Origin of the sequence: Bradyrhizobium sp. SZCCHNR1015, from assembly GCF_032489875.1 — a bacterium.
GTDB lineage: Bacteria > Pseudomonadota > Alphaproteobacteria > Rhizobiales > Xanthobacteraceae > Bradyrhizobium.
On record NZ_JAUEYW010000003.1, the window covers coordinates 56879 to 74576 of the forward strand.

Annotated in this window: 16 protein-coding genes; 7 read left to right on the plus strand and 9 right to left on the minus strand. The window is 66.0% G+C overall.

All coding sequences use genetic code 11. From position 1 onward, the window contains the following. Window positions 1-60 precede the first annotated feature (60 nt). Window positions 61-612 carry a dihydrofolate reductase family protein gene (locus QX128_RS06750; RefSeq protein WP_316236996.1) on the minus strand — a complete coding sequence of 184 codons (552 nt, stop codon included), beginning with the start codon at window positions 610-612 and terminating at the stop codon, window positions 61-63. A 105-nt stretch (window positions 613-717) separates the two neighbouring features. Between QX128_RS06750 and QX128_RS06755 the strand changes: the two genes are divergently transcribed. Next, window positions 718-1236, plus strand: coding sequence for a helix-turn-helix domain-containing protein (locus QX128_RS06755; RefSeq protein WP_315802576.1), 519 nt, complete (start codon window positions 718-720; stop codon window positions 1234-1236). A gap of 77 nt (window positions 1237-1313) precedes the next feature. Here QX128_RS06755 and QX128_RS06760 read toward each other — a convergent pair whose 3' ends face one another. Then, on the minus strand, window positions 1314-2510 hold the full coding sequence (locus QX128_RS06760; protein WP_316236997.1) for a hypothetical protein: 1197 nt from the start codon (window positions 2508-2510) through the stop codon (window positions 1314-1316). Between the two features lie 940 nt (window positions 2511-3450). Between QX128_RS06760 and QX128_RS06765 the strand changes: the two genes are divergently transcribed. Next, window positions 3451-4251, plus strand: coding sequence for an SDR family oxidoreductase (locus QX128_RS06765; RefSeq protein WP_315717595.1), 801 nt, complete (start codon window positions 3451-3453; stop codon window positions 4249-4251). Between the two features lie 4 nt (window positions 4252-4255). After that, complete coding sequence (locus tag QX128_RS06770; protein WP_315802574.1) at window positions 4256-4702, plus strand: hypothetical protein; 447 nt, start codon at window positions 4256-4258, stop codon at window positions 4700-4702. Between the two features lie 5 nt (window positions 4703-4707). Here QX128_RS06770 and QX128_RS06775 read toward each other — a convergent pair whose 3' ends face one another. From QX128_RS06775 to QX128_RS06795, 5 genes are all read right to left on the minus strand, one after another. Next, window positions 4708-5127, minus strand: coding sequence for a VOC family protein (locus QX128_RS06775; protein WP_315802573.1), 420 nt, complete (start codon window positions 5125-5127; stop codon window positions 4708-4710). Between the two features lie 30 nt (window positions 5128-5157). Continuing rightward, entirely contained in the window at window positions 5158-5571 is a 414-nt protein-coding gene (locus QX128_RS06780; protein WP_315802572.1) for a DoxX family protein, read from the minus strand. A gap of 97 nt (window positions 5572-5668) precedes the next feature. After that, window positions 5669-6940, minus strand: coding sequence for an RNA polymerase sigma factor (locus QX128_RS06785; protein WP_315802571.1), 1272 nt, complete (start codon window positions 6938-6940; stop codon window positions 5669-5671). Beyond that, window positions 6937-7305: a YciI family protein gene (locus tag QX128_RS06790; protein ID WP_315802570.1), complete on the minus strand. Its 369-nt coding sequence runs from the start codon at window positions 7303-7305 to the stop codon at window positions 6937-6939. The genes QX128_RS06785 and QX128_RS06790 overlap by 4 nt, the downstream gene beginning before the upstream one ends. Window positions 7306-7404: 99 nt before the next feature. Next, entirely contained in the window at window positions 7405-7740 is a 336-nt protein-coding gene (locus tag QX128_RS06795) for a hypothetical protein (RefSeq protein WP_316236998.1), read from the minus strand. A gap of 88 nt (window positions 7741-7828) precedes the next feature. Here QX128_RS06795 and QX128_RS06800 point away from each other — a divergent pair, with 88 nt between their 5' ends. Further along, window positions 7829-8794 carry a glyoxylate/hydroxypyruvate reductase A gene (locus QX128_RS06800; protein ID WP_316236999.1) on the plus strand — a complete coding sequence of 322 codons (966 nt, stop codon included), beginning with the start codon at window positions 7829-7831 and terminating at the stop codon, window positions 8792-8794. 4 nt (window positions 8795-8798) lie between these two features. On the opposite strand, the gene QX128_RS06805 is transcribed toward QX128_RS06800, so the two are convergent. Next, window positions 8799-9461: a TetR/AcrR family transcriptional regulator gene (locus QX128_RS06805; protein WP_316237000.1), complete on the minus strand. Its 663-nt coding sequence runs from the start codon at window positions 9459-9461 to the stop codon at window positions 8799-8801. Between the two features lie 90 nt (window positions 9462-9551). Between QX128_RS06805 and QX128_RS06810 the strand changes: the two genes are divergently transcribed. The 3 genes from QX128_RS06810 (at window position 9552) to QX128_RS06820 (ending at window position 16670) form a co-directional block, all read left to right on the plus strand. Then, window positions 9552-10196 carry a glutathione binding-like protein gene (locus QX128_RS06810; RefSeq protein ID WP_316237001.1) on the plus strand — a complete coding sequence of 215 codons (645 nt, stop codon included), beginning with the start codon at window positions 9552-9554 and terminating at the stop codon, window positions 10194-10196. A 146-nt stretch (window positions 10197-10342) separates the two neighbouring features. Further along, on the plus strand, window positions 10343-15112 hold the full coding sequence (locus tag QX128_RS06815) for a DUF3320 domain-containing protein (protein WP_316237002.1): 4770 nt from the start codon (window positions 10343-10345) through the stop codon (window positions 15110-15112). A gap of 361 nt (window positions 15113-15473) precedes the next feature. Next, window positions 15474-16670 carry a cytochrome P450 gene (locus QX128_RS06820; protein ID WP_316237003.1) on the plus strand — a complete coding sequence of 399 codons (1197 nt, stop codon included), beginning with the start codon at window positions 15474-15476 and terminating at the stop codon, window positions 16668-16670. 149 nt (window positions 16671-16819) lie between these two features. Here the strand turns inward: QX128_RS06820 and QX128_RS06825 are convergent, their stop codons facing one another. Continuing rightward, window positions 16820-17698: a hypothetical protein gene (locus QX128_RS06825; RefSeq protein ID WP_316237004.1), complete on the minus strand. Its 879-nt coding sequence runs from the start codon at window positions 17696-17698 to the stop codon at window positions 16820-16822.

Here is a 17698-nt window from a genome sequence, read left to right on the forward strand (position 1 = left end):
GGTGCGTGAGTTGAAAGACCTGCGCTCGCCCGGGACACGGAACGCGGCGCAAGTTAGGGCTCACACGTCCCGAACGGGGGCGTAGCGCGCGATGACGACGCCGTTGGACAGCGCCCGGCTGTCGATCAGGCGGAGCTTCAAGGCCTGACCCGGCTTGAACAGCGGGCGTCCGGCACCGAGCACGCGCGGATTGATCGCGATTCGAAACTCATCGATCAGGTCGGACGCCACAAGCGTCGAGGCGAGGTCCGCGCTGCCGAACAGGAACAGGTCCTTGGCATTCTCCTGCTTGAGCTTGTCGACCTCAGCCGCGAGCTGCGGACCCAGCAGATGCGCGTTCGACCATGGCAGGCGAGACAGCGTGCGGGAGGCAACATATTTGGGGATGCTGTTCATGAAGTCGGCGGTCACGCCCTTCTCCGTCGGCCAATAGCCGGCCATCAGATCGTAGGTCGCCCGACCGAACAGCAATCCGCCCGCCTCCTGCAGCTGCGTCTCGGAGATCTGCTCTAGCTCCGGGCCCCACACATCCTCGTGCCAGGAGATGTCGCCGTTCGGGCCCGCAACCATGCCGTCCAGCGTCATCATGTTCCACATCACCAGTCTCGCCATCGACGCTCCTCCCTGACTGCTTTCATTTTGCAAGCAGTTGGAGAATGCCCAGACCGGTGCAATATTGCAAGCGGTTTATATGCGATCCCTCCCAATGAGACGTCGATGTCCGACCTTCAGCGTTCCGGCTGCCCGATCAACCTTTCGCTCGAAGTGGTGGGCGACAAATGGAGCCTCTTGATCATCCGTGACATGATGTTCGGAAATCGCCGGCATTATCGCGAGCTGCTCGGCGGCTCGGAGGAAGGCATCTCCTCGAACATTCTCGCCGACCGGCTGAAGACGCTGCTCGCCGCCGGCATCATCAGCCGCGAGGACGATCCGAGCCACAAGCAGAAAGGCATCTATTCCCTGACCGAGCAGGGCATCGAGCTGCTGCCAATCCTCGCGCAGATGGCGGGCTGGGGTTACAAATATCTGCCGGTTTCAGAGGAGCTCGGCATCCGCGCCAGGCTGCTGATGGAAGGCGGGCCGAAGATGTGGGCCGAGTTCATGGATGAGCTGCGCGAGATTCATCTCGGCACGAAACGGCGCAGGAAGGCCGGGCCAAGCGTCGGTCAGCGGCTGAGGGCGGCTTACGAGAAGGTGGTTGCCGACAAGAAGGCCGCTTCGGGCAAGTCGTGATCAGACGCTCACTTGCCGGACACGCGCATGGGACGCGCGGATCGCACGCCCCTCGATCGTCCGGAACGATGCTCCCATCAGAACCGCGTGTTGTCGGCCCTGTAACGCAACGACCTGCGCGGCGCGCGCTCGGGGGTCTGCTCGAGTTGCGCGATCGGACGGCGATAGGTCTCGGCGCGACGCAGCCAGCCCGCCTCCCACACGCGGTTCGAGGGTAGATTGCGCACCCGCTGCTGCAGCACGACCTGCACCGCGTCGGAATATTCGGCGAGCACGGCCTTGGACTCGGTCGTGGTTCCGTTCATCTTGAGCAGCACCTGCTTGAGACCCCAGCCCTGGCGCTGGCCCGTCTCCTTGTCCACGGCGGTCTCGGATGGGTTGGTGCCCTCGCCCTTGAAGTTGATGTAGTCGATCAGCGGATAGAGATCGTTCGAGGCGCGGACGACTCGCGAATACTGCGCGACGATGTGCTCGCGTTCGGCGCTGTCGGGCGTGTTGGCGAGGATCTTGTCCATTGCGCCTTGCGCACGCGCCACCAGGAACTGCGTCTGCTCCGCAATCGTGTCGAGCAGGAACTGCCGCAATTGCCGCATTTGCGGCGAGTTGAAATTCCGCTTGAAGTCGGCCCGGCTGGTCCAGGGGCATGCCGGAGTCGGCGTCTTGTCGAGCCATGCAGGCAACGGCGTCTTGCCCTTGCGCAGAAATGCGATCAGCCCCGGAAAGCCCTCCTCATACGGCGGCTTCGCGGTGGCCGGGTACCAGATGAAATGCCCGATTCCCAGCGAGGCGAATTCTTCACCCGCATTCCACGACGTGATCGCGTCGCGCCGTCCCCCGGCCTCGTTGAGCCAGATCTTGCGGCCGATCATCTGCGCGACGTCGGCCGGCAGCGCGCGCTGAGGCACCGACAGATTCTTCGTGGTCTTGGCGTCGCCCTTGCGCTCGGCCGCGACCGGCTTCGCAGGCTCGGTCGATGGCACGACCACCTTCGGAGCCGGCGTCTGCACGTCCGACGGCCGCCCCACCGTCTCGGGCTCCGCGGTCTGCGGCTGCTGCGGCGGCGCGACATCGTGCGCGGCCTGCTCGGTCTCTGCCGGTTTCGCAGCAACGCTGCCATCCGCTCCGGCGGCGCCGGACGCCGCGAGCCCGAGGACAATGCACGACAACAGCAACGCGCCGCACCCGCGCCTCAGACCATTCGACCCGTGCGACGAAGCGTGCAGCTCCGTGGTTCTGACGAGAGTGATTCGCCGGCTGATGAATAGATCGCCCATGTCGATTCTACCGAGACTCTAAAACTCTACGCTACCGGTTCAGATTCGTCCCGGACACGTCCGAGAGCGACCCGACGACGGGCAAATCAGCCGACGGCGGGACTGTCCAATTCCACGGGGGAATGCGCCTTGGCAGGCTGCGGCGCGGCCGCGACACCGCCCGTGCCACGGGGCTCTTTTCGTGAAGACTTTCAAGTCGATCACCCTTGTCCAGTCCTACCCGTAAAGATAGTTCTATTTCGCCTTTCCAGAATTCATGCTCTTTTGGCCACGTCCTGTTCCCGATCGAGAGGGACGTTTCGCGATCGTCACGAACGTGGGGAGCAGGATGCGGTGGACGCGTCGATGTTGCAGCGTGGAGCATGATTCGGAACCGGAGGCCGTTGACGCGCATTGCGCCACAGCTTTCCGACAAGATCATGCTCATATGAGGACGCGCAGACGAACAACGCGGCGCGTACGGCGAAATCGTGTGGTCCTGTCATCCCGATGCTGATGCCGTGTCCGATGCATGAACGCATTGTGGCGGAAACGGGGGCAAGACAGCCGGTCCCGGGGAGAGCGCGTAGAAGCCGTCAGACCATCGCGCAGGGAGGCCGTGATGTCTCAGCAGAACCTTGTGGTTCCTGCCCCGTGCATTTTTCCCGCCGGGAGCCATGGGGCGGCGAGCTCCCGGTCTTCCCTGCTCCCTCCGATCGGGAGGGAGACCAAGGCGAGCACGACTCGGATGCTTTGACACCGCGAGAACGCGAACCGATGTGCCCGCTGCTACCCCTGGCTGTTTGACAACGCCCACGAACTTCGCTGGCTATACGCGTCGCGTGGAGCTGGATTGAACGTACACTGACAGATGTGACGGCCTTCACAGCCGATCCGCGCAGCGCATGTTAGGACTCAACGACGAGAAGAGCCGGACTGCCGGCCCGAGGAGTCGACCCCTGTGACGGAAACATCGACGACGACGTTGACTGACAAGGTCGCCCTGATCACCGGGGCGGCACGCGGCATCGGGCTGGCGACAGCAAAGAGATTTCTGCATGAGGGCTGGCGCGTGGCGCTTCTCGACATCGAGAAGACGCTGCTCGACGACGCCACATCGGCACTCAAATCCCCCGATCGAACGCTCGCGCTGCATTGCGACGTCGCGGACGCGGCGATGGTCGCCGATGCGTTGGCGCGCATTGCCGGCCGGTTCGGTCGTCTCGATGCGCTGGTCAACAATGCCGGCGTGGCGCGCTTCGCCCCGATCATGGAAACCAGCGAAGCCGACTGGCAACGCATCCTCGACGTCAACCTGACCGGGCCGTTTCTGTGCACGCGCGCCGCGGTGCCACTGATGCGCGAGCACGGCGGCACCATCGTCAACATCACCTCGATTTCGGCCGTCCGCGCCTCCACGCTGCGCTCCGCCTACGGCACCAGCAAGGCGGCGCTGGCGCATCTGACCAAGCAGCTCGCGGTCGAGCTCGCGTCCGCCGGCATCCGCGTCAACGCGGTGGCGCCGGGCCCGGTGGAGACCGCGATGGCCAAGGACGTGCACACGCCGGAGATCCGCGCCGACTATCACGACGCCATTCCGCTCAATCGTTACGGCCTTGAGGACGAGCTCGCCGAGGCCATCTTGTTTCTCAGCTCCGAACGCTCCAGCTATATCACCGGACAGATCCTGGCCGTCGATGGCGGCTTCGATGCCGCGGGAATCGGATTGCCGACCTTGCGCGGCCAACGCAGGAACACATGAAACGATGCCGAGCCGGATGCGCATCATCCTGACCCTGCTGCTCGCGGCCGTCCTGTGGGGGATCGCGACGATGCTGGCGCGCGCCGACGTCCGCATCATCTCCTCGCCCGGCGGCGAGGTGGGTCCGTTCCTCGATCTGTTCGAGAAGGTGCGCGCCTCCGGCGAGCGGGTCATCATCGACGGGCCCTGCCTGTCGGCCTGCACGCTGGTGCTCAGCGTGGTGCCCGAGGACCGCATCTGCGTGACGCGGCGGGCCACGCTCGGCTTCCACGCCGCACGCTCGGTCGACCGGCGCGGCCGCGTCTATGCGGAACCCGAGGCTTCCAAGCTGGTGCTGCAGACCTATCCCAGGCCGGTGCGCGGCTGGATCGAGCGCCGCGGCGGCCTGACGTCGCGGCTTCTGCTGTTGCGCGGGCGCGAGCTCAAGGCGATGTACGCCTCGTGCCGCTAGCGGCGTCACGCCGCGTAGCCGTCCGCCGGGGAATTGATCATCCACGGAATGCCGAAGCGGTCGACGCCCATGCCGAAGCCCTTGGACCAGAAGGTCTTGCCGAACGGCATGGTGACGGCACCGCCTGCGAGCAGCGCGTTGAACTTGCGCTCGGCCTCGGCCGGGTCTGCGATCTGGAGCGAGACCGAGATTCCGTGCGGCTTGCCTTGATAATATTCGGGCGGCGAATCCGAGGCCATCAGGACGCCGTCGCCGATCGAGAAGCGGACATGCATGATCCTGTCCTTGTGCTCCGGCGCGGACGGCATCTCCGGCGGCGCCTCGCCATAGCGCATCATCATGTCGACCTTGGCGCCGAGCACCTCGCCGTAGTGTTTCAACGCCTGTTCGCAATCGCCGTTGAACGTCAGATAGGGACAGATCATCGTCATCCTCCTTGGTTGAAAGATCATTCGTCAGCGCGAGAGCGGCAGCAGTCCGCGCAGCCGGCGGTCGCGAAGCCACAAGCCGCCCCACAGCATCAGCCCGAGATAGAGGCCGAACAGGACGTGGCTGAACAGCGGACTGCCGATCCGGACATGCGAGGCGATGGCGCCGCCGAGATAGCCTGTCAGCAGGATCGCGCCAACGAACGATGTCGGCGGCAGGATATAGAGCACGGTGCAGAGAAGCGTGATGAGGCCGAGGGCACGCGCCATGGCGTCGCTTGCACCATAGCCCATCTGGTCCAGCGTTTCTGTGACGACCGGCAGAGGAACGAGCTTGATCGCGCCGTCGAACAGCAGGAACAGCGTCACCAGCCCGCTCAGGATGCGCCCGCTCCACAATTCGGCGCGCGAGACCGGTTCTTCCAAGGTGATCGTCGTCATCTGCAGCTCCTCCCCCGTGATGCTGCTCCAAGGACGAATGAAGGAGCGTGCCACCGACAGCCCGGTACAGAATTTTAGATCGAATCTCGGCAGAATTTCACTGGCCGACCCGAGCCCGAGCCGTCGCACCGTCGCGCATCAGCCGGTCGAGCTGCATGCGGATATGCGCGGCCTCCGCCGAGCTGTGCGCCAGCGCGATGGCGCGGTCGAAGGCGGTCCGTGCCTCGTCGGTGCGCCCGAGCTGCATCAGCAGCGCGCCGCGCACACCGAAGAAATAGAAATAGTTGGCGAGCCGCCCTTCGAGCGGCGCGATCAGGTCGAGCGCCGCCTCAGCGCCGCGGACCTTGGACACCGCAACGGCGCGATTGAGCGTCACCACCGGCGAGGGCTGCACCACTTCCAGCGCGCCATAGAGCAGGTCGATCTGGGTCCAGTCGGTGTCCTCCGGGCGCGCGGCGCGCGAATGCAGCGCCGCGATCGCGGCCTGGATCAAATACGGTCCGCTGCGGCGATGGCGCATCGCCTTGTCGATCAGGGCTACGCCTTCCGCGATCATCGGCTGGTTCCACAGCGAACGATCCTGGTCGTCGAGAAGGATCGGCATCCCCTCCGCATCGAAGCGGGCGGCGCTGCGCGCGTGTTGCAGCAGCAGCAACGCCGTCAGCCCCATGATCTCCGGCTCGCTCGGAAAAAGGCGCAGCAGCAGCCGCGCCAGCCGGATGGCCTCCTCCGACAGCGGCTGGCGCAGCGCAGCGGTCTCGCCGCTGGCCGAATAGCCCTCGTTGAAGATCAGGTAGATCATGGCGGCGACCGCGGTCAGGCGCTCCGAGCGCTCCACCGCGCCCGGCGTCTCGAACGGCACGTTCGCCTGGGCGACGCGCGCCTTGGCCCGGGTGATGCGCTGCTCCATCGCGGTCTCGCCGACCAGAAAGGCGCGGGCGATCTGCTTCACCGTCAGCCCGGACACCACGCGCAGCGCCAGCGCGATCTGCTGGGTCGCCGGCAGGTCCTTGTGGCAGCAGATGAACAGCAGACGGAGGATGTCGTCGCGATAATGCGAGCCGTCGAGCCGGTCGGCCAGCGCGCTCTCGGCATCGTCGAGATCGGAGATCGCCTCGTCCTCCGGCAGCGGCTGCTCGCGGCGGACGCGGCGGACATCGTCGATGGCAGCGTTACGTCCGACCATGATCAGCCAGGCCGCGGGATCGCGCGGCGGCCCGTTCTGCGGCCAGCTCTTCAGAGCGCGCAGGCAGGCGTTCTGGAACGCCTCCTCCGCCGTGTCGAGGTCGCGGAAATAGCGCAGCAGCGCGCCGACGGCCTGGGGACGTGCTGATGTCAGGGCTGCATCGATCCAGGCCGCGTCGCTCATGCCAGCGCTCCGCCCGGCCTGAACGTGCCGACGGGACGGATCTCGTAGGAGCCGCCGGGATTGGCCTCGCCGAGCTCGCGCGCGACCTCGAGCGCCTCGTCGAGATTGGCGCAGTCGACGAGATAGAAGCCGAGCAATTGCTCCTTGGTCTCGGCGTAGGGACCGTCGATGACGAGCGGCGGATCCTCCTTCCGGAAGGTCGTCGCGGCCGTGGTCGGCAGCAGCCGCGCCACCGGCCCGAGCCGCCCCTGCTTGGCGAGCTTCTCCTGCACAACGGCAAGCTTGGCCATGACGGCGGCGTCCTGGTCCTTGCTCCAGGTGCAGACGACGTCCTCGTCATGATAGCAGAGCAGCGCATACAACATCGGAGGGCATCTCCATTCGTCTTCAAGACGGCGGAGTATGCCCGGAGCCGACAGACCGGCGAAGAATTTTCGCCGGTTCCGCAGGCCGGAACGACCGGCTTACCAGGAGATGCCGTACTTGGCCGCGATGTTGCGCGCCCGCGTCTCCTGTGCGCTCTCGCGCGGCTGCTTGGCCCGGCCGGCCTGGCGCTGCGACTGGCCTTGACCCTGACCTTGGCCCTGACCTTGCCCTGCGGCACTTTGACCACCAGCACCTTGCGCCATGCCGAGCGCGGCGCCCTGCTGACTGCCGGCCTGCGGCTGACCGCCGCCCTTGCCGATGGAAATGCCGTTGGCCGACAGGATCGAGCCGACGTCGATGGTCTGGGCCTGAGCCGGGACTTGGGCTGAGGCGGATGCGATGACGAGAGCAGTGGCGAGAAGCAATTTGCGCATGGCGATGTCTCCGTGTTGATGGCTGGAGATTGGCCTGCCCGCACGATCTGGTATGTGGAACACGTCACATAAGCTCGAGGACCCTCCGATGACCAAAGGCGCGCTGGCGCTCCTGATCCATGGCGGCACCGACAACTGGTCGCCGCAGCGCTGGAAGGCGCGTTTCGACGACGTCTGCGGCGACCGCCCGGTGGTGCTGCTGCCGGATGCCGGCCTCGATCCGGCCGACGTGCATTACGCGGCGGTCTGGAAGCCGGTGCCCGGCGAGCTCGCCGGCTTCCCGAACCTGCGCGTGATCTTCAATCTCGGCGCCGGCGTCGACGCGCTGATGGCCGACAAGACGCTGCCGAGCGTGCCGCTCGTCCGGGTCGCGGTCGATGATCTCACCGCGCGGATGACCGAATATGTCGTGCTGCACGTGCTGATGCATCATCGCCAGGAGCTGTATCTGCGCGAGTCGCAGCACGTGAAGCGGTGGGCGCCGAAGTACCAGTGGCCGGCGGCCGCGATCGGCGTCGGCATTCTCGGACTGGGCACGCTCGGGATCGATGCGGCCGAGGTGCTCAGGCGGCTCGGCTTCCAGGTCGCCGGCTGGAGCCGCAGCGAAAAGCAGGCCGACGGCATCGAGTGCTTCCACGGCGCGGCGCAGCTCGATGCGTTCCTGGCGCGGACCGACATTTTGGTGTCGCTGCTGCCGCTGACGCCGGATACGCGCGGCATTCTGGATCGCAGGATGTTCGCGAGGCTTCGGCGCAGCTCGCCGCTGGGCGCTCCCGTCCTGATCAATGCCGGCCGCGGCGGCCTGCAGAACGAGGCCGACATCCTCGCCTGCCTCGACGACGATACACTCGGTTCAGTGTCGCTCGATGTGTTCGGCCAGGAGCCGCTGCCGGCCGAGAGCCGGTTCTGGACCCACCCGAAGGTGGTGCTGACGCCGCACAATGCGGCCGACACCGACGCCGACGCGATCTCGCGCTACGTCGCCGAGCAGATCGCGACCTTCGAGGCCGGCGGGGCGCTGCGCAACCTGGTCGATCGCGTCAGGGGATATTGAACCGCTATCTCTTGCCAACCATCATATCGATCGCGCCGGCGACGATCGCCTCCAGCTCCTGCCGCGGCACCCGCGCGCGCGCGCGGACAGCGATCGAGTGGATCGTCGCCGACGCCAGCCGCGCCAGCACGGCGGGGTCGGCGTCGGCCGGCAGCTCGCCCTTCTCCTTGGCGCGGCGGAAGCAGTGCGCGAAGGCCTTGTCGAGCTCGGCGAGCGCGTTCTGCACCATGGCGCGGATGTCGGGATCGGCGACCGCCTCCGAGCCGGCCGTCATCACCGTGAAGCAGCCGCGCGGTCCCTCCTCGCCCGAGAGATAGATGTCGAGCGCCGTGGCGAAGATCTGCTCGAGCTGCCGTCGCACCGGCCAATCGTTACTGAAGACGTCGCCCATGACGGCGCGCGCGTTGTCGCGATAGCGCTGATAGCTCTTGATGTAGAGCTCGCGCTTGTCGCCGAACGCGCCATAGAGGCTCGGCCGGTTCATGCCGGTGGCGGCGCTGAGATCGTCGAGCGAGGTCGCCGCAAAACCGGTCGACCGGAACAGGTCGAGCGCCTTGCCGAGCGCGACCTCCGGCTCATACGCCCGCGGCCTCCCGCGCCGCTTCGGCTCGACCGCTTTATCGGGGGGCGGGTCGCCCTGCGGCGGCCCGTTCTTTTTTTGTACCATTTCGCACTAAATTCCTTGACCGACCTTATATTATGCGGGACAGTATAAAAATCAATCAACGCTCCGGTCCGGAGCCCGAGGGAGACGTCCATGGACCTGTATTTCTCGCCGCTCGCCTGCTCGCTCGCCACCCGCATCGCGCTCTACGAAGCCGGCGCCGCGGCGAACTATCTCGAGGTCGACCCCAAGACCAAGATCGTCCTCAACGACGGCTCCGATTTCCGCGCCGTCAATCCGCTCGGCCTCGTCCCGACGCTCCGCACCGATGACGGCGACCTGCTGACCGAGAATGCCGCGATCCTGCAATATGTCGCCGATCGCTTCCCGCAAGCGAAGCTCGGCACCGGCCCCGGCATGGACCGCAGCCGCCTGCATCAATGGCTGTGCTTCATCGGCACCGAGCTGCACAAGGGTCTGTTCATTCCGATCCTCGACAAGACCGCGCCCGAGGAAATGAAGGCCCATGTCCTGAACAAGAACCGGTCGCGGCTCGATCATCTCGACAACCACCTGCGGGATCGCGACTATCTGCTCGATCATTTCACGGTCGCCGACGCGTATCTCGTCACCGTGATCAACTGGACCATGGCGACGCCGCCGGTCCAGCTCGCGAAATGGCCCGCCGTGAAGGCCTACTACGAGCGCCTGCGCGCACGGCCGTCGGTCGCGCGTGCGATCGCAGAGGAGTTCGAGCTCTACAAGGCGGAACTGGCGCGGCACAAGGCGGCGGCGTGAACCGCATACGAATTTCATCTCCCCTTATGGGGAGATGAAACTCTGCGGGGAGAGTGAACATTGTTCCACGAGCACATCTCCACCGCGCCGGATGCTTGACCGCGATCACTGCGGGTTGCAATCCTCGAATCGCAGGAGGATTGCACGTGGCAACCACATCCGTACGAGACCGATTGCTGGCCGACCGGCGCGCGCTGCTCGATCTGGGCACGCGCAACCGGCTCGTGCACATCCCGCTCAAGACCAAGACCATCCGCACCATCGACATCGTCGGCGCGCGCTCTGCTGCGCTGTTCGAGCTTCTCGGCGAAGGCAAGCGCTTCACGTTCCTGCCGACGAAGGCGGAGGCTGCGGAAACGGACGGCACCCTGCCCTTGGGCGAGCCGGCACCTCGGTCCGACGCGCCGAGCGTCAAGGTGGAACAGCGCAAGGATGATTCGGAATCAGAGACCCGGCAGCCTGACACTAGGCTCAAGACCCGGCTGTCATCGGAGGCGCTGCAGAAGCGCCTGCTGGATATCTGGTACGACGCGCGAACGCTCGAGGAGGAACAGGGCGTCAATATCCTCTATCTCGCCTTCGGGCTGCTGAAATGGTTCGAGGACGACAAATCCGACGTCGAGCGCTTCGCGCCGCTGGTCCTGCTGCCCGTCCGTCTCGAACGCAGCAGCGCCGCCGATCGGTTTCACCTGGTCTCGCGCGCGGAGCCGCCGTCGCCGAACCTCTCGCTCCAGGCCAAGCTCGACGCCGAGTTCGGACTCAAGATCGAGGATTTTGGCGACGAGGACGATGTCGACATCGCGACCTATCTCGCCGGCGTCGCAGAGACGGTCGCCAGCAAGCAGCGGTGGGAGGTCAGGACGGACGCGATCGTCCTCGGCTTCTTCTCGTTCTCCAAGTTCCTGATGTATCGCGATCTGGACCCCGACAACTGGCCCGCAGATGGCGGCCTTGATCGTCATCCCCTGATCGCGGCGCTGCTTCAGGACGGCTTCGAGGGCGCGGAGCCGATCGTGGCCGATAACGGCAAGATCGATTCCGTCATCCAGCCGGTGGCGATGAACCACGTCGTCGATGCGGATTCATCGCAGGCCGTGGTGATCGAGGAAGTGGTCCGTGGACGCGACCTCGTCGTCAAGGGACCGCCTGGCACCGGCAAGTCGCAGACCATCACCAACATCATCGCGTCGGCTGCCGCCGAGGGGAAAACGGTGCTGTTCGTCGCCGAGAAGATGGCGGCGCTCGAGGTCGTGCACCGGCGGCTGAAGCATGTCGGTCTCGGCGCGCTCGCGCTGGAGCTGCACTCCAACAAGGCCAACAAGCGCGTTCTGCTCGAAGAGCTGAAGCGCTGCAAGTCGGCCGAGGTCCCGGTCCCGCGTGGCGAAGCCACGCTGGTGCAGCGCCTGACCGATAGCCGTGATGGCCTCAACCGGCATGCTGACATGATGCACCAGCCGCATCAGCCGAGCGAGCTGACACCGTTCAGGCTGCTCGGTCATCTCGTGCGCTGCGGGGACAATTCCGCGCAGCCCCCCTACCCGTTGCAGGGCGCGCCCTCCTGGTCTCCCCTGGATTTGGAGCGGCGGCGTGAGCTGATCGCCGAGCTCGCCGAACGAATTGCGGCCGACGGCGCGCCTCACCTGCATCCGTGGCGCGGCGTCGGCCGCGACGCGCTCGATCCCGCCGAAATGACCGAGCTGCGGAGATCTCTGGACGACATCTCGAATGTTGTCGGCAGCGTCTCCGCGGGCGCGGCCCGCCTGGGCACGCTGCTTGGCCTCCCGCCGCCGGCCACCTTGGCCGACGCCGCGGCGGTGCTGGCCTTTGCGCAGGCCGCGGCCGCGATGCCGGAGTGCGACCGGACGGCCTTCCGCGACGCCGTCTGGAGCCAGGCCGGACTCATCACGGACATCATCGACAAGGGGCTGCGCTACGCGAAACTGAGGTCGGCCGTCGAGAGCGCCTTCGTCGAGGCCGCCTGGGATGCACCGATCGCCGAGTGCCGCAAGGTCATCGCCGAGAAGGGCCGCTCCTGGCTGCGCCTGTTCAGCCGGCGCTATCGCGAGCAGGTGGCGCTGCTGGCCTCGTACCTGAAGGTGCCGATGCCGAAAACGCTCGAGCAGCGGCTTCTGCTGCTCGACGGCCTCATCGCGGCGCAAGCCGCGCGCCGGTCCTTCGCGGAGGTCGAGGCCGCCGGCAGCACCGCATTCGGAACGGCGTGGCAGAAGGAACAGTCGGACTGGGACGCGCTGTCCCGATTGGCGAGCTGGTGGACCGCATTCCCCAAGCCGTTCGCAAACGACGACACGCGCCAGCGGCTGACGCAGCTCACGCTGTCGGCCGATGATCGGCGATCGATCGAACAGCTCAACCACGGCCTCGCAAGTCTGAGGTCCGGCCTCGGCAGGCTGATCGACTTTCTCCAGCTGGAGCCTGCCCGCATCCCGCTCGACGCCGGCGACCAGATCCGGTTGGCCGACCTGTCGCAGACCTTGTCGGAGTGGCAGAGCGCGACCGAGCGCCTCACCCGCTGGATCGCGTTCATGGGCCGGGTCCGCCTTGCGCGCGCGCAAGGCCTCGCCGCGCTGGCCGACCGCGCGCTCGACGGCTCCTTGCCGGGCGACGCGCTCGAAGCCGCCTTCGACCGGTCCTATTACGACGCCATGCGCAGCGTGATCTTCGCCGAGCATCCCGAGCTGAAGCGCTTCGACGGCGAATCGCACGACCGGCTGGTCGACGGCTTCCGCAGGCTCGACGTCGCACGGATGCAACTGGCCCGCGATCAGATCGCCCACGAGCATGCCGCGGCCCTGCCGCGCAACGCCGGCGGCATCGGGCCGCTCGGCGTGCTGAACGGCGAGCTTGCCAAGAAGCGCAATCACCTGCCCATCCGCCAGCTCCTGGAACGGGCCGGTCCGGTCATTCAGCAGATCAAGCCGATCTTCCTGATGAGCCCGCTGTCGGTGGCCCAGTTCCTCAAGCCTGGCGCGATCGCCTTCGATCTGCTGGTGGTCGACGAGGCCTCGCAGATCGAGCCGGTCGATGCGCTAGGCGCGGTCGCGCGCTGCCGGCAGATGGTGGTCGTCGGCGACGAGCGGCAGCTGCCGCCGACGCGCTTCTTCGCGAAGCTGACAGGTAATGATGACGAGGACAATGACGACGAGGATCAGCCGACCTTCCAGGTCAAGGACGCCGAGAGCATCCTCGACCTCTGCCTTGCCAAGGGCCTGTCGCATCGGATGCTGAACTGGCACTATCGCAGCAAGCATCAATCCCTGATCGCCGTGTCCAACAAGCAGTTCTACGACAACCGGCTGTTCATCGTGCCGAGCCCGTACGACGCCGTCGCGGGAATGGGGTTGAAGTTCAACTACAACCCCGATGCGCACTACGAACGCGGCAGCAGCCGGACCAATCCCAGGGAAGCGCGGCTCGTCGCCGAAGCCGTCATGCGCCATGCGCGCGAGACGCCGGACCGAAGCCTTGGCGTCGCGACCTTCTCGGTGGCGCAGCGCCAGGCGATCCAGGATCAGCTCGAAATCCTGCGCAAGGAAAACCCGGCAACGGAGAGCTTCTTCGTCCGCGGGGCCAGCGAGCCGTTCTTCGTGAAGAACCTCGAGAATATCCAGGGCGACGAACGCGACGTCATCTTCATCTCCATCGGCTATGGGCGAACCAAGGAAGGTTTCGTCTCGATGAGCTTCGGCCCCCTCAACTCGGACGGAGGCGAGCGCCGGCTGAACGTGCTGATCTCGCGCGCCAAGCTCCGATGCGAGGTGTTCTCCTCGATCACCGGCGACGACATCGACCTGTCGCGCGCCAAGGGCCGCGGCATCGCGGCGCTGAAGACGTTCCTGACCTTCGCGCAGACGGGACAGCTCGGCATCGCGCAGGAGACCGGGCGCGATCCCGACTCGGTGTTCGAGGAGCAGGTCGCCGCACGGCTGCGGGCGCTCGGCCACGACGTGAAGACCCAGATCGGCACCGCCGGATTCTTCGTCGACCTCGCGGTCGTCGATCCCGACAAGCCGGGCCGCTTCCTGCTCGGAATCGAATGCGACGGCGCCCAGTACCATGCGTCCCGTTCGGCGCGAGACCGCGACCGCCTGCGGCAGAACGTGCTGGAAGCGCATGGCTGGGTGCTGCATCGCATCTGGTCGACCGACTGGTTTCTCCGTCCCAAGGAGGAAACCGAGAAAGTCCTCCGCGCGATCGATGCGGCGAAGGCGCATTGGCGGGACATCGACCAAGGGACTGCGCGAGCTCAACCCGAGCCTCCGGCAACCTCCGATCTGCCGGCGCCGGAGCAGACCGAGCAGCGCCCTCAGGAGATCCTCGCACAGGCACCCACGGTGGCCCCCTATGAAGAGGCGAAGCTGCGCGTCCGTCGGGAGATCGAGCCGCACGAGACGCCGCTTGCCGACATGACGCGGCATGTCGTCGAGATCGTCGCCATCGAGGGGCCGGTGCATGAATCGGAAATCATCGTCCGGATCAGATCGGCCTGGGGCCTTGCCCGCGCCGGCAATCGCATCCGCGATGCCGTGCGAACGGCGCTGACATCGGCCGTGGCGAGGGGACAGATCGCCGGAGGTCCGTTCTACGCCGTGCCGGGACAGGCGCTCGTTGTCCGCACGCGCGAGGACGTGCAATCGCAGTCCTTGCGCAAGCCCGAGATGCTGCCGCCGGAGGAGATCAAGGCGGCCATCATGCAGATTGTCGAGCAGAACTTCGGTGCCGAGGAGGACCAGTTGATCCAGGCGGTGGCCCGCTTGTTTGGCTTCGGGTCGACCAGCGCCCAGCTGCGGGAGACCGTGCAGGGCAGTCTCAGAAGTCTTCTCGACGCAGGACACCTGCGCCGCGAAGGAGCGCTGCTGACCAGGCCGCAGGAGGCCTCGCCGGCGGCGCAGGACTGACCGGCTGAATGCGTGCCGGGAATCCGGCCCGAACGCCGCGTCGCAGCCGCCCCGCGGAGCGCACGTCGCACCGCGTTGCGCAGAGGCGCTGGCAACGACGACCTCGCGATCCATCCGCGTCCTGCCATGGCGGTGGAGCGCCGGCGATGTCGGAGCTGACGCCTCGCAGGGCGGAATGTCGCCCTCCGGCTGTCACCGCAAACCCGCGGAATCGCTGAAGGAACGGAACAGGCGAGGTCAGAATTCGTTCAGCACGGACGCTCGTCCCGGCCAATGCATCGGACCAGGATTGCACGGGTCCGCCCCGGCCACTATCCTCGAGGCGAGACACGCGCTGGCCCGCATCCCACAGGAGCGCCCCATGCCGACCGCGACCCCGGCTCAGACCCTGGCTCCCCTGGACGAGACCATCACCATCGCGGAGCTGACGCGCGATCCCTATCCGATCTACCGGCGGCTGCGCCGCGAAGCGCCGGTGCTGCGGGTCAAGTCGGTGGGCCGGACGTTCCTCACCAAGGCGGCCGACACCAAATATGTGAAGGACAATGCCGCGCTGTTCTCGTCCGACGATCCGAACACGCCGATGAAGCGCGCCTTCCTGGCGCACACCCTGATGCGCAAGGATCACGACGAGCACCGCGCCGAGCGCATGGCGATGATGCCGGCCCTGATGCCGAAGACGATCGAAGCCGTCTGGGAGCCGCTCTACACCAAATTCGCCAGTGATTATCTCGACCGCCTGCCGCGCGGCGAGATCGTCGATCTGTTCCCCGCCCTCGCAGGCCCCTTGGCCGCGCGCATCCTCGCTGAAGTGATGGGCATTCCCGATGCCAGCGATGCGGACATGCAGCGCTGGTCGCAGGCCCTGATCGACGGCGCCGGCAATTTCGGCTGGACGCCGGGGCCGTTCGACGCGTCCGATATCGCCAACGCGGAGATGGACCGCTGCATCCGCGCCAACATGGCGCGCGTGAAGGCTGAGCCGGATTCGTCCGCGCTCTCCTTCATGGTCAACGCGAAGAATCCGATTGCCGAAAGCCAGATCATCGCCAACATCAAGATCGCGATCGGCGGCGGCATCAACGAACCGCGCGACGCGCTGCTGACGATCCTCTACGGCCTGCTCACCCACCCGGACCAGTTAGAGGCCGTCCGCGCGCAGGACAAGTGGCGCTCCGCCTTCGAGGAAGGCGTGCGCTGGGTGGCGCCGATCCAGGCGAGCTCACGCCTGGTGATGGAGGACACCGAGATCCGCGGCTGCCTGATCCCGAAGGGCGACACCGTGATGACCATCCAGGCCTCCGCCAACCGCGACGAGGAGCTGTTCACCGACGGCGAGCACTACAACGCGCTGCGCGACCCCAACCCCCACCAGGCCTTCGGCAACGGCCCGCACCACTGCGCCGGCGCCCACCTCTCCCGCCGCACCGTCGGCGCGATTTTGCTGCCGATGCTGTTCGAGCGGTTTCCGAGGATGACGCTGCCCGATCCGGCGGGCGTGCGCTGGCACGGGTTCGGGTTTCGGGGACCGCTGGGGTTGGCGGTGAGGGTGCAGTAGACAGCGCGAGAGGAAAGTTCTGCCGCATGTTGACCTGCGCACTTCGTGCGGTCGCGGTCTCCGAGGTTCATGGCTCGCTCGCTATCGCTTCAACGAATGTTTTGCGCCCTGACACCGTCATCCGGACGTTACCCATCCGGACCGAAGAGCTACGTGCGGCGCCGGCCTCTACGACCGGCGATGATTGCGAGCATGTTCACGACCGACCAGGTCCCTTCGGCGCAGAGTGCGGCGGTTCTAAAATCAGCGAACCGCTTGTGCTGGAGCGCTAAGGCCAAGCGGACCGCTGCCTTGGCGTGAGCGCGGGCCTCTTCATTACTTGAGCCAATCAGCTCCGCTTCGAAGATTGCCTCCAGCATCCGTTTGGCGTCGGTGTCGCTCGGGGTCTTTTCGTCGATGAGCGGATGCCGGGCGGGATCGTAAACCTGCTGCGCGACGGAGATCAGCGCCTCGCGGCAGAGCAGCCCGACGCCTTGATATTGCTCTTCCGTCTCCGCGCTATCGAGTCGAAGCCGCATCTCCTGGAGCTGGCGGTCGACTTTCTGCCAGCCGGTCGGCTCCTCGAAGATGACCGCGCGGCGTGCCGATTGCGCGACAAACATCGGCTTTCCGGAAATGGTCTTTCCGGCCACCAATTGATAGCCGTCAGGCATCAGCGCCTCGTTATAGACACGCACGAGCGTCGATACTTCATCGTCGGCCGGTCGCACGACCGGGTGCACGGTCTCGCAGAGAAAGCGGAGAAATTCGGCATCAGGTCCGTACATCAACTTGAAGCGGCGGTCGTAAAAGACCCAGTCGCTTTCCCAGTCACTATTCCGCACACAATGCTGATAGATGTCGCCGGCGGCATTTTGATAGCGATAGTCAAAGGAGGGCAGCTTGGACAGATCGTAAAGCCTTGCCAGAAATTCGTCTTCGTGCAGCCGGCCGGCCCAACTCAGCCTTGCAATGCTGAAATAATCAACGATAGCGCGGCGTGTAACCTCGGAGATTTCGTTCGGCAATTGATCTACGTCGAAGGCCAT

What these genes read in the sequence shown, in the direction of transcription:
- QX128_RS06755 (WP_315802576.1), top strand. Translation starts at nt 718, where the DNA reads ATGTCCGACCTTCAGCGTTCCGGCTGCCCGATCAACCTTTCGCTCGAA.
- QX128_RS06750 (WP_316236996.1), bottom strand. Translation starts at nt 612, where the DNA reads ATGGCGAGACTGGTGATGTGGAACATGATGACGCTGGACGGCATGGTT.
- QX128_RS06825 (WP_316237004.1), bottom strand. Translation starts at nt 17,698, where the DNA reads ATGGCCTTCGACGTAGATCAATTGCCGAACGAAATCTCCGAGGTTACA.
- QX128_RS06800 (WP_316236999.1), top strand. Translation starts at nt 7,829, where the DNA reads ATGACCAAAGGCGCGCTGGCGCTCCTGATCCATGGCGGCACCGACAAC.
- QX128_RS06770 (WP_315802574.1), top strand. Translation starts at nt 4,256, where the DNA reads ATGCCGAGCCGGATGCGCATCATCCTGACCCTGCTGCTCGCGGCCGTC.
- QX128_RS06810 (WP_316237001.1), top strand. Translation starts at nt 9,552, where the DNA reads ATGGACCTGTATTTCTCGCCGCTCGCCTGCTCGCTCGCCACCCGCATC.
- QX128_RS06805 (WP_316237000.1), bottom strand. Translation starts at nt 9,461, where the DNA reads ATGGTACAAAAAAAGAACGGGCCGCCGCAGGGCGACCCGCCCCCCGAT.
- QX128_RS06760 (WP_316236997.1), bottom strand. Translation starts at nt 2,510, where the DNA reads ATGGGCGATCTATTCATCAGCCGGCGAATCACTCTCGTCAGAACCACG.
- QX128_RS06820 (WP_316237003.1), top strand. Translation starts at nt 15,474, where the DNA reads ATGCCGACCGCGACCCCGGCTCAGACCCTGGCTCCCCTGGACGAGACC.
- QX128_RS06790 (WP_315802570.1), bottom strand. Translation starts at nt 7,305, where the DNA reads ATGTTGTATGCGCTGCTCTGCTATCATGACGAGGACGTCGTCTGCACC.
- QX128_RS06775 (WP_315802573.1), bottom strand. Translation starts at nt 5,127, where the DNA reads ATGATCTGTCCCTATCTGACGTTCAACGGCGATTGCGAACAGGCGTTG.
- QX128_RS06780 (WP_315802572.1), bottom strand. Translation starts at nt 5,571, where the DNA reads ATGACGACGATCACCTTGGAAGAACCGGTCTCGCGCGCCGAATTGTGG.
- QX128_RS06795 (WP_316236998.1), bottom strand. Translation starts at nt 7,740, where the DNA reads ATGCGCAAATTGCTTCTCGCCACTGCTCTCGTCATCGCATCCGCCTCA.
- QX128_RS06785 (WP_315802571.1), bottom strand. Translation starts at nt 6,940, where the DNA reads ATGAGCGACGCGGCCTGGATCGATGCAGCCCTGACATCAGCACGTCCC.